General features: G+C 65.8%; 8 protein-coding genes and 1 pseudogene. 4 read left to right on the top strand and 5 right to left on the bottom strand.

Going from position 1 to position 14,384, the window contains the following annotated elements; genetic code table 11:
- Positions 1 to 89 precede the first annotated feature (89 nt).
- Both trmFO and K9F62_04535 read right to left on the bottom strand, forming a co-directional pair.
- Positions 90 to 1,433 carry a methylenetetrahydrofolate--tRNA-(uracil(54)-C(5))-methyltransferase (FADH(2)-oxidizing) TrmFO gene (gene trmFO, locus K9F62_04540; protein ID UJX41960.1) on the bottom strand — a complete coding sequence of 448 codons (1,344 nt, stop codon included), beginning with the start codon at positions 1,431 to 1,433 and terminating at the stop codon, positions 90 to 92.
- Positions 1,434 to 1,543: 110 nt separating this feature from the next.
- Positions 1,544 to 4,085, bottom strand: a pseudogene (locus tag K9F62_04535) (ATP-binding cassette domain-containing protein).
- Positions 4,086 to 4,301: 216 nt separating this feature from the next.
- Between K9F62_04535 and wrbA the strand changes: the two are divergent.
- On the top strand, positions 4,302 to 4,913 hold the full coding sequence (gene wrbA / locus K9F62_04530; protein ID UJX41959.1) for an NAD(P)H:quinone oxidoreductase: 612 nt from the start codon (positions 4,302 to 4,304) through the stop codon (positions 4,911 to 4,913).
- A gap of 194 nt (positions 4,914 to 5,107) precedes the next feature.
- On the opposite strand, the gene K9F62_04525 is transcribed toward wrbA, so the two are convergent.
- Positions 5,108 to 6,715, bottom strand: a complete 1,608-nt coding sequence (locus K9F62_04525; protein ID UJX41958.1) for a 5'-nucleotidase/apyrase family protein — start codon at positions 6,713 to 6,715, stop codon at positions 5,108 to 5,110.
- A 108-nt stretch (positions 6,716 to 6,823) separates the two neighbouring features.
- Here K9F62_04525 and K9F62_04520 point away from each other — a divergent pair, with 108 nt between their 5' ends.
- The 3 genes from K9F62_04520 to K9F62_04510 all read left to right on the top strand — a co-directional run bounded on the left by K9F62_04520 (position 6,824) and on the right by K9F62_04510 (position 10,862).
- Positions 6,824 to 7,300, top strand: coding sequence for an Lrp/AsnC family transcriptional regulator (locus K9F62_04520; GenBank protein UJX41957.1), 477 nt, complete (start codon positions 6,824 to 6,826; stop codon positions 7,298 to 7,300).
- Positions 7,297 to 10,308, top strand: coding sequence for an L-glutamate gamma-semialdehyde dehydrogenase (pruA, locus tag K9F62_04515; protein ID UJX41956.1), 3,012 nt, complete (start codon positions 7,297 to 7,299; stop codon positions 10,306 to 10,308). The genes K9F62_04520 and pruA overlap by 4 nt, the downstream gene beginning before the upstream one ends.
- Before the next feature lie 236 nt (positions 10,309 to 10,544).
- Positions 10,545 to 10,862, top strand: a complete 318-nt coding sequence (locus K9F62_04510) for a hypothetical protein (protein ID UJX41955.1) — start codon at positions 10,545 to 10,547, stop codon at positions 10,860 to 10,862.
- Between the two features lie 7 nt (positions 10,863 to 10,869).
- Here K9F62_04510 and murB read toward each other — a convergent pair whose 3' ends face one another.
- Complete coding sequence (gene murB / locus K9F62_04505) at positions 10,870 to 11,703, bottom strand: UDP-N-acetylmuramate dehydrogenase (GenBank protein ID UJX43128.1); 834 nt, start codon at positions 11,701 to 11,703, stop codon at positions 10,870 to 10,872.
- Between the two features lie 213 nt (positions 11,704 to 11,916).
- Positions 11,917 to 14,379 (bottom strand): response regulator, encoded by a 2,463-nt coding sequence (locus K9F62_04500; protein UJX41954.1) that lies wholly within the window; start codon positions 14,377 to 14,379, stop codon positions 11,917 to 11,919.
- Positions 14,380 to 14,384: the final 5 nt, after the last annotated feature.

The raw sequence follows: 14,384 nt of genomic DNA, 5'->3' as shown, positions 1-14,384 counted from the left end.
GAAACGTTTTGTTTTTAAATTTCAACGGCATTAACATATTTATTTGGCGCAATGTTGGCCGGAATATCAGTCTTTGTCAATTGTGTTGCCTATAAAATTTGGAGGTCAGAATAAATTGAAGAAAAACGCTCACGCCACTGCTCCCACGCCTCCCCGGCCCGCTGGGGATAGGCCAGCTTCCGATTCGCCTTCTTCATGCGCTCCTCGAGCGGCGGCGTGAGCCCGAAATTGACGTTGCTCGGCTGGAATTTTTTGACCGGCGTGCGCAGATGCCCGAGAAGCGCCCCAAGCGCCGTCACCACCGGCGGCGGCGAAATCTCCACGCCCCGGCCGAGCCGCGCCCCAAGCTGCACCCCAAGCCACAGGCCGCAGGCCGCCGACTCCACATAGCCCTCCACCCCCGTGATCTGGCCGGCCAGATACGTTCCCGGCCGGGCGAGCAGCTCCAGCCGGTCGTTCAAGACGCGCGGCGCGTTGACGAAGGTGTTGCGGTGGATGCTGCCGAGCCGGGTGAATTCGGCCGCATGGAGCGCCGGGATCAGGCGAAAGATCCGCTCCTGCTCGCCGTAGACCAGCTTGGTCTGGAACCCGACCAGATTCAGGGTGCTCTTGGCCACGTTTTCCGGGCGCAACTGCACCACGGCATAGGGTCGCCGGCCCGTTTTCGGGTCGGTCAGCCCGATCGGCTTCATGGGGCCGAAGGCCAGGGTGCGCTCGCCGCGCTCGGCCATGGCCTCGATGGGCAGGCAGCCCTCGAAATGCAGCTCCTTTTCGAACTCGCGGCTCGGCACCTTGCGCGCGGCCACAAGCTCGGCCACGAACGCCTTGTACTGGGCCTCGTCGAGGGGGCAGTTGCAGTAGTCCCCTTCGCCCTCCTGCCAGCGCGACTGCCAGAACGCCTGTTCCATGTCCACGGATTCGGTGGTCACGATCGGCGCGATGGCGTCGTAAAAATACAGGCTCTCCTGGCCGATCGTCTCGCAAAGGCTCGTGGCCAGCCGGTCCGTGGCCAGGGGCCCGGCCGCGACCACCACCTTCTCGAATCCGGCCAGGGCCGGATCGGACAGGCTCATGATCTCGCGGCGCGTGAGCGTCACAAGCGGCTCGTTTTCGATGCGCGCGGTCATGGCCGCCGAGAAGTGTTCCCGGTCCACGGCCAGCGCCTTGCCCGCCGGCACGGCCGTCTCGCGCGCCACCTCGATCACGGCGCTGCCGAGGGCCGCCATCTCGACCTTGAGCAGCCCGACCGCCGTGACCGGCTCGTCGGAGCGCAGGGAATTGGAACAGACCAGCTCGGCCAGGCCGGGGCTCACATGGGCCGGAGAAAAATGCGCCGGCTTGCATTCGAAAATCGTGGACGCGACGCCGGCCCGGGCGAGCGCCAACGCGCACTCGCACCCGGCCAGTCCGCCGCCGATGATGGCTATAGGCATGAGTAAGGCTCCGAGAGCGGGGGGAAGGATGCGGGGAGGGGACCCCTTTTGAAAAAGGGGTCCCCTCCCCGCGCCCCTCCCTCCCGAAAACTTTTCAAAAGGGTCAAGGGTTATTTGGTGGCGGGCATGTGCATGACATGCCGGTTCTGGCTGTTCCACAGGTCGCGGTAGATGGCGCACCGGGAAAGCAGCTCGCCGTGGGTTCCATAATCGGCCACCTTGCCCGCGTCGAGCACCAAAATAGCGTCCGCCCCGGCCAGCATCGACAGCCGGTGGCTGATGACGATGGTGGTGCGGTCGCGGCCGATGCGCGCCATGTTGTCCTGCACGATGGCTTCCGACTCCGCGTCCAGGGCGGATGTCGCCTCGTCCAGGATCAGGATGCGCGGGTTGGTCAAAAGCGCCCGGGCGATGGCCAGTCGCTGCTTCTGGCCGCCGGACAGGTTGGTGCCGTTTTCCTCGAGTTCGGTGTCGTAGCCGCGCGGCAGCTTGCGGATGAATTCCTCGGCTCCGGACAGCCGCGCCGCCCAGACCACCTCGTCCATGCTGGCCGACGACTTGGCCATGGCGATGTTGTCGCGCACCGTGCCCGTAAAAAGAAAGCTGTCCTGGAGCACCACCCCGATCTGCCGGCGCGCGTGGGCCAGATCGAGCTCGCGCATGTCGTGGCCGTCCAGGCGGATGCCGCCTTCGCTTGGCGCGTAAAGTCCCTGGATCAGCCGGGCCAGGGTCGATTTGCCCGAGCCGCTGCGCCCGGCCACGCCGATGATGCGCCCGGCCGGGAAGCGCACGCTGACATTGGTCAGGGCGGCCGGAGCGGCGGCGTCGAAGCCGTAGCGGAAGGTCACAGCGTCGAACACCACCTCGCCGGCCAGGCGCGGCCGCACGCCCTCGCCCGAGCCGGTCCGCTCCGGCGGCTCGTTCATGATGGCGGCCAGCATCCGCACGGCCAGCCCCTTTTCCTGGTACTCCTGGAGCAGGGAAACGATCTGCACCAGCGGCTGGGTGACGCGGCCGGACAGCATCTGGAAGGCGATGAGCGCCCCGACCGTCAGGCTGCCGTCGAAAACGAGGTAGACGCCGATCCAGGGGATGCACAGCATCATGACTTTTTCCAGGAACCCGACCCCGGCCGTGGCCGCGTTGCCGATGCGCCCCACGGTGAAGCGCATGGCCACGGCCCTGGCCGCCGCGTCCTCGAACCCCCGGCGCCGTGTGGGTTCGAGGGAAAGCGCCTTGACCGTCTCCATGCCCCGGATCGTCTCCACTAGAAACGATTGCCGCTCGCCCTCGGCCTTGTAGAGCGTCAGCAGCCGACGGCGCAGCACCGGGATGATAACGGCCAGAAAGATGCCGAGGGCGATGCTTAAGCCCAGCACCAGAAAGGTCAGCTCCACGCTGTAGAAAAAAAGGACCGGGATGAAGACGACCAGGGCCAGCCCGTCGAGCAGGGTGAAAAACAGCTTGCCGCTTAGAAATTCCCGAATTTTGTCGGCCTGCTGCATGTGCTGGATGAGCACGCCCACCCGGCTTTGGCCGAAAAAAACGCAGCGGCAGGGAGGTGAGTTTGGCAAACGTGCGCGAAGCCACCCGCACGTCGATGCGCGCCGCCGCATGGAGCACTAAAATGCCCCGCAGGTAGGTGAAGCCCGCCTCGAAAGCCAACGCCGCCAGCATACCGCAGCTTAAGACCTGGAGCGTGGCCATGCCCCGATGGGTGAGCACCTTGTCGATGACGATCTGGAAATAGATCGGCATGGCCAGGGCCAGGATGTAGAGCATGACCGCCGCGATGATCGCGTCGGTGAATTCCTTTCGCTGGCGCAGGATCTCCGGCACGAACCAGCCGAAGCCGAAGGGCTGGTTTTCGTCGGTGAGCTTGTGGGGGCGTTTGACGAGGATGACGCGGCCGTCGAAGTCCTCGGCGAACCGGCCAAGCGGCACGGCCTCGCGCGCAACCGGCAGCCGGGTCGGGTCGACCACGTCCACAAGGGGTCCCGAGGCGTCGCGCCGGCAGCCGGCTACTACCACCATGGACCCGTCGCGCCGGACAGCCAGGAGCGGAAACGCGCCGCCGAGTTCGAGAAATTCGTCCGGGGAAAGGGTGCGCAGTTCGGCCTTGAGCCCTTCCTTGACCGCGATGGCCACAAGCGCCTGCGGATCGGGCTCGGCGTCGGAGCCTCCATGGGTATGGGCCAGTCCGTCATGGGAAAGGGCCAGGCCGTGGTGCCGGGCGATCATGGCCAGCCCGCGAAGCCCGGATTGGGCCAGGCGCGGTTCGGCCAGGATCACCTCGCCGCCGTGGCTGCGGTCGAAGCTCGCCGCGTCCACCTCGAAGGAGCCGGCCGTGCGGGCCAGCGGATCGGCCACGCGCACGAGCGGCCCGTCCTCACCCTCGCGCACGCCGAGCACCACCACGGAATTGCCGTTGCCCAGCCGGGCGATGAGGGGAAACCGGGCCAGCGCGGCCATTTCCGCCACGTCCATGGCGGCGGCCCAGGCGCGAAGCCCCACCGAGGCGGCCATGGCCAGCAGGGTGTCCGTGCCCGGTTCGGCATCGCCAAGGCCAAAGCGGTCCGCCGCGCCGGCCGCGTCGAAGGGCAGGCCGTAGGCGTCGGCCACGGCGCGAAGGCAGGTCAGTGCTGTCTGCATGAGCCGGTGTTCCGGGACGGGGCCTGAAGGTGATTGAAAAAGCCCGTGAATGCGGCCTGTTGGCTTGTCGAAAATGCGAAACGTCCCGGTTCCCGACCCTTAGGGCAAATCCGGGTGGGCGGCAAGGCCCGCGGCGGGCGCTTCGATCCCTTGCCCTTTTCCGTCGGTCGACGTAGAAAATGGACCGTCATCAACCCGCAAACGGAGCACTGCAGTATGAACGTGCTGATCGTTTACTATTCATTGTACGGCCACGTGGCGGCCATGGCCCAGGCCGTGGCCGAGGGCGTGCATCAGGTGGAGGGCGTGACGGCCACGTTGCGCCGGGTGCCGGAAACCTTGACGGCCGAGGTCATCGAGAAAATGCACGCCGTCGATGCCCAGAAAACCCTGTCCACCGTGCCGGTGTGCACCCTGGAGGAGTTGGAGCAGGCCGACGCCATCATGTTCGGTACGCCGACCCGTTTCGGCAATATGTGCGGCCAGATGCGCCAGTTTCTCGACGCCACGGGCCAGATCTGGATGCGCGGCGGTCTGGTCGGCAAGCCGGGTGGCGTGTTCTGTTCCACCGCCACCCAGCATGGCGGCCAGGAAACCACGCTGATGTCGTTTATCCAGACGCTGCTCCACCAGGGCATGATCGTGGTGGGCCTGCCCTATGCCTACGCCGGGCAGATGCGCGTGGACGAGATCACGGGCGGCACGCCCTATGGCGCGTCCACCATCGCCGCCGGCGACGGTTCCCGCATGCCCACGGAAAACGAGCTGGACGCCGCCCGGTTCCAGGGCCGCCATACCGCCGAGATCACCAAGAAGTTGCGTGGATAGTAAATAGGAACCCGGGGGGAAACCTTTCTGAAGAAAGGTTCTCCCCCCGGACCCCCCTTCCAAAGACTGTTAACGGTAACGGACTGCTGCCCGTTACCTCGTTATATTATTATAAAATTTAGGAAGGGGAGAGCGCGAGAGGGGAGAACCCTTTTTAAAGGGTTTCCCCTCTCGCACCCTCTTCTCCCCTCTTCTTACTTCCCCTGGCCAATACGGCCGTCGGGTTTGAGGGACAGGGGCGAGTGGGTGGTGATGTAGCGGGCCAGCAGGTCGGCCAGCGGATCGCCGTCGCCGTCCACGTCCTGGCCCTTTGTCTTGAAGGTGCTGTAGCTGTCGCCGCCCCGGGCCATGTAGTCGCTGATCGCCAGCCGGTATGCGGCCTTGGGATCGAGTGGCGCGAAATGTCCGGTGGCGTCGGCCACGGACACGGCGCTGATGCGTTTGCCGGCGGGCTTTGCGATGTCGAGCGCGAAGCGGATGCCGGCCACCTGGGGAAAGCGGCCGCTGCCCGCGTTAAACCCCACGGCCGACACGCCGTGTTCCAGCACGGCGAGCAGGTCCTCGCCGGTCAGGGTGAGCACGACCAGGGTGTTGGGGAAGGGGTAGGCGGTGAGCAGATCGCCCAGGGTGATCTCTCCCGCGTCCATGCCGGCCCGCACGCCGCCGCCGTTGAAAATCGCGGCCACGGCCCCGCGTGAGCGCCCGCCGGCAAGCATGGCCTCGGCCATGAGGTCGCCGCCGACGCATTCCTCCTGGCGGCACATGGCCGCGCCGATGGGCCTGTCGCTTTTGCCCAGCACCTTGGCCCGAAACGCTTCGAGGGGTTTGCCGAAGCGGTCGACCTCGGCCAGGGTGGCCGGGTCCTCGGGCACGGCCGCGTCCAGGCGCACCGGGTTGCCCGCCGCCCGGGTCACCTTTCCGGCCGCGTCGAAATCCACATGCAGCACGCCGAGATAGCGGCCCCAGTAGCCGGCAGTGACGATGTACGTCTTGCCGCCGTCCGGGGCGTCGATGACCAGGGGGCACGGCCCCACGGCCTCGGGATAGCCGTTGCCGAGGAGCACGTGGCTGTGGCCGCCGACGATGACGTCGAGCCCGGCCACCTTGGCCGCGAGCTTCTTGTCGCCGGCAAGCCCGGCGTGGGACAGCAGGATCACGATGTCCACGCCTTTTTCCCGCAAGGCGGCCACGGCGTTTTTGACGGCCGGCACGATGGCCGGAAAGGCGATGTCCGGTCCGGGGCTGGAAATCTGGGCCGCCTTGGGCTGGGTGACGCCGATGATGCCGATCCTGCGGCCGGCCACCTCCCGAACGACGTACGGCGCGATAAGTCCCTTTAGTTGCGGCGAACGTGTGGCGTCGACATTGGCGGCCAGAATCGGGAACTTGAGCGCCCGAATAAAATTCGCCAAAGTGGCCGGGCCGTCGTCGAATTCATGGTTGCCCACGGCCATGGCGTCATAGCCGAGCCGGTCCATGAAAAAGGCGCAGGCCTGTCCCTTGTACTTGGTGAAAAAGAGCGTGCCCTGGAACTGGTCGCCGGCGTCGAGCAGCAGCGTATTGCCCCCCTTGGCGCGCTCCCGGGCGACGGCCGTGGCCAGCCGGGCCGCGCCGCCCTGGCACTTGCCGGCCGCATCCTTCTCCTTGGAGCAAAACGCCCCCAACGCGTCGAACGAGGCCAGGTGGGCGTGGATGTCGTTGGTGTGCAGGATGGTCAGCGCGAAATCCCCGCCGGCAAAGGCCAGTCCGGCCCAGAACATCGTGACGGCCAGAAAGGCCGCAACCCGTCGCAATGGCGTCATGTTTTCCTTTCCTCCTTGTAATGGCCCTCGTTGGATGAAAAACCGAAGAAACCGCTTGACAGACATGGTCAAATCGAATTTTTTACTTCACATCAGGAGAAGACGAGAATGATCGACGAAATCGACCGCCGAATTTTGATGATCCTTCAGGACAACGCCCGCACCTCCAACGCCGACATTGCCCGGGCCGTTTCCATGGCCCCCTCGGCGGTGCTGGAGCGGGTGCGCAAGCTCGAGCGCAAGGGCGTCATCATCGGCTACGAGGCCCGCATCGATCCTTCCGCCGTGGATTTGGACCTTACGGCGTTCACCTTCGTCAAGACCGACGAACCCGTGGGCGCCATCGACACCGGCCAGCAGCTGGCCGCCGTGCCCGGGGTCCAGGAAGTCCACTACGTGGCCGGCACGGCCGCCTACCTGATCAAGGTCCGGGCTCCGGACACCCGCTCCCTGGCCGAGTTGCTCAAGGTCATCGGCAGGCTTTCCACCGTGCGCGACACCAATACCACGGTGGTGCTGCAAACCGTCAAGGAAACCGGGGCGCTGCCCCTTGCCAACCCACCCGCATCCGGAGAGGAAAAATGAATCCCCAACTCGACGAGGCCATTCGCCAGCGCGGCAAGGCCTTTTTCGCCAGCATCCGCGGCGAGTCGCCTTCGATCTTCAACAAGGGCTTCTGGACCGGCAAGGTCATGGACTGGGCCATGAAGAACGAAGGCTTCAAGGTGCAGTTGTTCCGGTTCGTGGACGTCCTGCCCTACCTGACCACTTCCGGAAACCTGTCGCGCCACATCGAGGAATATTTCGCCGGGGGCGAGGCCGGGGACATTCCGGCCGTGCTCAAGTGGGGCGCGGAAAAGTCCGGCCTGTTCGGCGGCGTCGCGGCCAAGCTCATGGGCAAGGCCATCCGCTCCAACATCGAGGGCATGGCCCGCCAGTTCATCGTGGGCGAGCAGACCAAGGAAGCGGTCAAGAATTTAAGCAAAATCCGCAAGGACGGCTTCGCCTTCACCGTGGACCTGCTCGGCGAGGCCACGGTCTCGGAGTTGGAATCCGACGCCTACCGCGACGGCTATCTGGAAGTCCTCGACGCCATTGCCGCCGAGCAGAAGTCCTGGAAGCCTTTCGGCGCGGGCACGGAGGGCCTCGATTGGGGCAGCGCGCCCAAGGTCAACGCCTCGATCAAGCCGTCGGCCCTTTTTTCCCAGGCCAGCCCCATGGATTTCGAGGGCTCGGTGGAAGGCATCCTGGCCCGCATGCGGCCGGTCTACCGCAAGATCATGGCCATGGGCGGGGCCATGTGCATCGACATGGAGCAGCTCAAGTACAAGGACATCACCATCGAGCTGTTCAAGCGCTTGCGCAGCGAGGCTGAATTTCGCGATTATCCCTATCTTTCCATCGTGCTCCAGGCCTACATGCGCGAGACCGAGCACGACATCAAGGACCTCATCGCCTGGGGCCGGGCCGAGGGCCTGCCGTTCGGCATGCGGCTGGTCAAGGGCGCGTACTGGGACTACGAGACGGTCATCGCCAAGCAGATGGGCTGGCCGGTGCCGGTCTGGACGCGCAAACCCGAGTCCGACATCGCCCACGAAAAGCTCGCCCGGCTGATCCTCGAAAACAGCGACCTCGTCTATTTCCAGTGCGCCTCCCACAACATCCGCACCATCTCCAACGTCATGGAGACGGCGGCGGAGTTGCAGGTCCCGGAAAACCGCTATGAATTCCAGGCGCTCTACGGCATGGCCGAGCCCGTGCGCAAGGGGCTGCTCAAGGTGGCCGGCCGGGTGCGGCTCTACTGTCCCTACGGCGAACTGCTGCCGGGCATGGCCTATCTGGTGCGCCGGCTGCTGGAAAACACGGCCAACGAGTCCTTCCTGCGCTTGAGCTTCGCCGACGGCGAGGCCGAGGACCGGCTGCTGGAAAATCCCCAGCTGACCCTGGAGCGCGAACTGGCGGCCGCACCGCCAAAGCCCGCCGAGCAGGCGCCCATCGACGGCCTGACCGCCTTCCGCAACGAACCCCTGGCCGACTTCACCGTGGCCGAGCTGCGAAAGGCCTTCCCCGAGGCCATCGCCCAGGTGCGCGGCGAAGCCGGCCGCCTGCTGCCGCTTCGCATCGGCGGCAAGTCCGTGGAGACCGACGACCGCATCCCCACCGTCAACCCGGCCGATCCGGGCGAGGTCCTGGCGAGCGTCTGCCAGGCCGGCACGGACGAAGTGGACGCGGCCATCGACGCCGCCGAGGCCGCGTTTCCGGCCTGGCGCGACACGTCGGCCAAGGAGCGCGCCGCGATCATCCTGAAGGCCGCCGCCATTGCCCGACGCGACATCGTGGCCCTGTCCGCGACCCAGGTGCTCGAGGTCGGCAAGCAGTGGGGGCAGGCCTACAACGACGTGGGCGAGGCCATCGACTTCCTGGAATACTACGCCCGCGAAGCCGTGCGCCTGGGCAGCCCCAAGCGCATGGGCCGGGAGCCCGGCGAGAAAAACCACCTCTTCTACGAGCCCAAAGGCGTCACCGCCGTCATCGCGCCCTGGAACTTCCCCCTGGCCATTTCCGTGGGCATGACCGCCGCCGCCATCGTGGCCGGCAACACGGTGGTCTACAAGCCCTCGAGCCTGTCGTCGCTCACCGGCTACGGCATGGCGGAAATCTTCAGGGAAGCCGGGCTGCCGGACGGCGTCTTCAACTACTGCCCCGGCCGGGGCTCGGTCATGGGCGACCATCTGGTCGAACATCCGAAAGTCAGCACCATCGCCTTTACCGGCTCCATGGAAACCGGGCTGCGCATCCAGGAAAAGGCGGCCAAGGTGCAGCCCGGCCAGGCCTACTGCAAGAAGGTCATCGCCGAGATGGGCGGCAAGAACGCCATCATCATCGACGACGACGCCGACCTCGACGAGGCGATCCTGGGCGTGGTCTATTCGGCCTTCGGCTTCCAGGGCCAGAAGTGCTCGGCCTGCTCCCGGGTCATCGTGGTCGATTCCATCTACGACAAGTTCGTCTCGCGCCTGACCGAGGCCTGCGGTTCGCTGCGCACCGGCCCCTCCGAGGACCCGGAAAACGCCATGGGTCCGGTGGTCGATCCGGCCCAGCAGAAAAAGGTCCAGGAATACTTGCAAGTCGCCCATGAGGAAGGACAGGTGCTGGTGGAGCGGCAGACCTCGGGACCGGGCTACTACGCCCCGCTGGTCGTGGTCGCCGGCATCCGGCCCGAGCATCGGCTGGCCCAGGAAGAGGTCTTCGGGCCGATCCTTGCCGTCATGAAGGCCGAAAGCTTCGATCAGGCCGTGGAGTGGGCCACAAGCACCCGCTTCGCCCTGACCGGCGGCGTCTATTCCCGCAGCCCCAGACACCTGGAAAAGGCGCGCCGGGAATTCCGCGTGGGCAACCTCTACCTCAACCGCAACTGCGTGGGGGCCATGGTCGGCCGCCAGCCGTTCGGCGGCTCCAGGATGTCGGGCGTCGGCTCCAAGTCCGGCGGCCCGGATTACCTGCTGCAATTCATGGAGCCGCGCGTGGTGACGGAAAACACCATCCGCCGCGGCTTCACGCCCATCGACGAAGACGACGAATGGTTTGAGTAGGAAGGGAGGGGGAAAAGAGGGTGCGAGAGGGGAAACCCTTTAAAAAGGGTTCTCCCCTCTCGCGCTCTCCCCTTCCTCAATTTTATAATAATATGACCATGTAACGAGGACACTCCGTAACCGTTGAAAGTTTTTGGAGTGGGGGGCCGGGGGAGAACCTTTTTTCAAAAAGGTTCTCCCCCGGTATCTTTTATTTTCAGCGCGGTTGTGGCAATTCCTCGGAGGCGGGGGATATTATGCGAGTCCTTGTCACCTTGATCATGGCAGTTTTTTTGTTCGTGGCGGCGGGATGTTCCAGGGGTCCGACCAACGCCGAAGTGGAGCAGGCGTTTCGCGAGGCCATGGCCCGCAACGATTTCATGGGCCTTTTGTCGCAGACCGTCCATATCCAGGGCTTCCAGGTGGATAAAATGGAAAAGGGCAAGGACGGGGTCTACAGGGCGACCGTGACCATCGTTTCCGACGCCACCATTGGTCCCCTGTCCGTTGGCGGGGCCAAGCAGATGACGCTGCGGCTCACCAAGGTCGGCGAGAAGTGGGTGGTGCTGCAATAGCGCGCGCTCAGATCACCACCTGCTCCAGCTTCAGTTCCACGCCGTAGCGTTCCCTGGCGGCGGCCCGCATGACCTCGACGACGGCCAGGATGTCGGCCCCGGTCGCGCCGCCGGCATTGACGATGAACCCCGCGTGGCGGCGGGAGATGCGCGCCCCGCCGATGCCAAATCCCTTGAGCCCGGCCTCCTCCATGATGACCCCGACCGGCGGTGCGCCCTCGGGGCGGCGAAAAACGCTGCCCGCGCTCGGCAGGTCGTAGGGGAGCCTGCTCCGGCGCAGCTTGCCGATGCGTCCCATGGCCGCCATGATCCGGGCCGGATCGTCTGGCGAAAGCCGCAGATGCACGGCCGCGATCACGCCCGGTCCGCTCTGGAAGGCTGTGGTGCGATAGGCGGGCGCGCAATCCTCCCGGGAGAGCATCGTCACACCCTCACGACCCGGAAAAAGCGCTTCCACGGCCGTGACCGCATCGTAAAACGACGTCCCGTAGGCCCCGGCGTTCATGCAGGCCGCGCCCCCCACGCTTCCCGGAATGTCCCACAGGTTCTCCAGGCCCGACAACCCGGCTCTGGCCGCCGCCCGGCACAGGTCGCGCAGCCGTGCCCCGGCCCCGGCCCGCACCCGCTCCCCGTCCACGACAATGACCGTTTCCAGATCCCGCAGGCACACGAACCGGTGCGTGGCGTCGTAATACGGCCGCGACAGGATCACGTTGCAGCCGTGGCCAAGCACATGCACGGCCTGCCCACCCCCAGGCTGAAGCGCCCGGGCCAGCTCCGCCGCCGTCCGGGGAAACAGGCAACAGGCCGCCTGCGCCGCGACCCGGTACGAATTGAGCATCGTCAGTGGAATCATGATTTATTGAAGGAAAGGAAATGCGAGAGGGGAAACCCTTTAAAAAGGGTTCTCCCCTCTCGCGCTCTCCCCTTCCTAAATTTTTTAATAATATACGTAGGTAACGAGTGGTTATTCGTTGCCGCCAAAAGTCTTTGGGATGGGGGTCTGGGGGAAACCCTTTCTTCAGAAAGGGTTTCCCCCAGTCTCTTCCCCACCTTAATCAGGAATGAGAATGACATGCAGGCCCGGGAAGCCGAGCAGGCGTTCGAGGTCCATGGCGTGGCCGAGCGAGGCGGGCAGGAAGACCGTTCCCTGGAAGCCGCCTTCCACGGCCTGCCACAGTTCGGCTTCCTGGCCCAGAATCGTGGTTTCGCCCGGGCACATGAAGAACCGTCGGCTGACCTCGCGCCCGCCGTTGCGGGAAAGGACCAGGCAGGGCCGGGTATTGCCCGAATCCTGGCCTTCGAGCAGTCCGCGCACGGTGGCAAGCAGCGCCTCCTGGTCCACGGGCTTGACCAGCGTCGCGTCCGCGCCGGATTCGGCCCGCTCGCGGCTGGAGACCACGGACACCACCACCACCGGGATATGCCGGGTGGCCGGATCCTGGCGCAGGCGGCGGATGCATTCCTTGCCGCCCATGCCCGGCATGCGCATGTCCATGGTGATGCACTCGGGTTGCCAGCGCGCGGCCAAAGACAGTGCTTCGGCCCCGTCGACGGCCGTGGCCACGATATAGCCGGCGTCGGTGAAAAGTGTTTCCAGGTAGCGCCGCACCGACGTGTCGTCGTCGACGACCAGGATGTGCCGCGTGCCCGTCGGCGCGAGGTCACCGGCCGCCTTGACCGGCTGGCAGACAGGCTCGGGCGGCGTGACGCCGGCTTCCGCCAGGACCGGTAGGGTGAAGCGGAACACGCTGCCCTGGCCGGGTTCGCTTTCGGCCCAGATGTGTCCGCCGTGGCGCTCCACGATCTGGCGGCAGATCGGCAGGCCGAGGCCGGTGCCCTTGGGCTTTTCGGTCAGGGTGTCGCCGGCCTGCTTGAATTTTTCGAAGATGCGCTCCAGGTCCGCCGGCGCGATGCCGGAGCCGGAGTCGCGCACCGCGACGCGGATCTCCGGGCCGTCGACGGAGCCTTCCACGACAATGGCCCCCTGTTCGGTGAATTTCACGGCGTTGCCGAGGAGGTTGACGAACACCTGGATCAGCCTGTCCCGGTCGCCCAGGATGCGGGGCAGGCTCGGGGACAGCGTGTTTTCGAGGGTGAGCCCCTTGCGCGCGGCCAGACCGGCCACGGCCCGCACGGCGTGGGCCGCCGTCTCGGCCAGGGATACCGGGACCATGTTCCATTCGCAGCGCCCGGATTCCATCTTGGCGATGTCGAGCACGTCGTCGACCAGCTCGGTCAGCCGCTGCCCCTCGGCCACGATGATGTCCAGGTTTTCCCGGATCTGCTGCGCGCCGCGCCAGGTTTTCGGCGTGGCTTCGGTCAGGGCCGGCGCCACCACGTCGGCGAACTTGCGCCGGATGATCTTGGCGAAGCCGAGGACCGAAGTCAGGGGCGTGCGCAACTCGTGGGATACGGTGGAGATGAACTCGGTCTTCATCCGGTCCACCTCTTTTTCCACGGTGATGTCGCGCACCAGGATGATGGTGGCGCGGCGTTCCTCGCCGGCCAGGCGCACGCCGGTGGCCACGGCCTTGCCCGTGCCGCCGTCGGCCAGCCGGACTTCGGCTGCTGTCACCTGGCTTTCGGCCGGGCAGGCTCCGGCCAGGGCGGCCAGGGCTTGCGGGAAGGCTTCGGCCGCTGGCTTGTCGGCCACCTCCTCGGCCTTTTTGCCGAACATGGCCAGAAGGGCCGGATTGAAAAGGGTGATGCGGGCGTCGGCGTCGAGCACCACCAGCCCGTCGGCCAGATTGTCGATGATGGCCCGGGTGTGGGCCAGGGAATCTTCCAGGTCCCGGGTAGTGTCGGCCACGGCCCGTTTGAGGTCGGACACGAGCAGGGAGAGCTGGGCGGCCATGGACTCCATGGCCCGGGCCAGGACGCCGACCTCGTCGTCGCCGGTTTCGGGGGGCTTGGCCGAAAAGTCGTGGTCCCTGATCTTGACCGCATAGCCGGCCAGTTGCACCAGGGGGCGGGTGATGCTGCCGACCAGGGCGTAAAAAACCAGCACGGCCACGGCCAGCATGGCCAGCATGAGCCCTTCCTGCCGCATGACGGCCCCGCGCATGACGCGCCAGATGCCGACCTTGTCCATGCCGACGCCGACATGGCCCGCCTCCCCGGCCAGGATCGGCGCGGTCACCTGGATGTAGTCGCCGATGCCGTCCAGATGGGTCTGGGTGACGGAACCGCTTTTCGCCTTGAGCAGCGCCTTGGGCATGGCCGGGACGAAGGTATGGGCCACCACCGTGCCCTTTTGGTCGGCCACGAAAATGTAACCCACGCCGTCGATGTGCAGGAATTCGTCGATCATGGCCTGGACGGCGGCGACGTCGCCGGCCACCAGGGCGTCGGGGCTGGCGGCGGCGATGGCCATGGCGATGGCCCGCCCCTTGGTGACGTATTCGTCGGTCAGGTGACGGTGCAGGAGCCAGGCCGAAAGCAGGGCCGTGGCATTGGCCGCCACGCCGAAGACGAGGATGACGGCGATCAGGGTTCTGCGAAATATTTTCGACACGGGCG

This window comes from Desulfovibrio sp. JY (genome assembly GCA_021730285.1).
GTDB lineage: Bacteria > Desulfobacterota > Desulfovibrionia > Desulfovibrionales > Desulfovibrionaceae > Solidesulfovibrio.
Note: the sequence above shows the minus strand (reverse complement) of the source record. Positions and strands in the feature narration are given on the sequence as shown.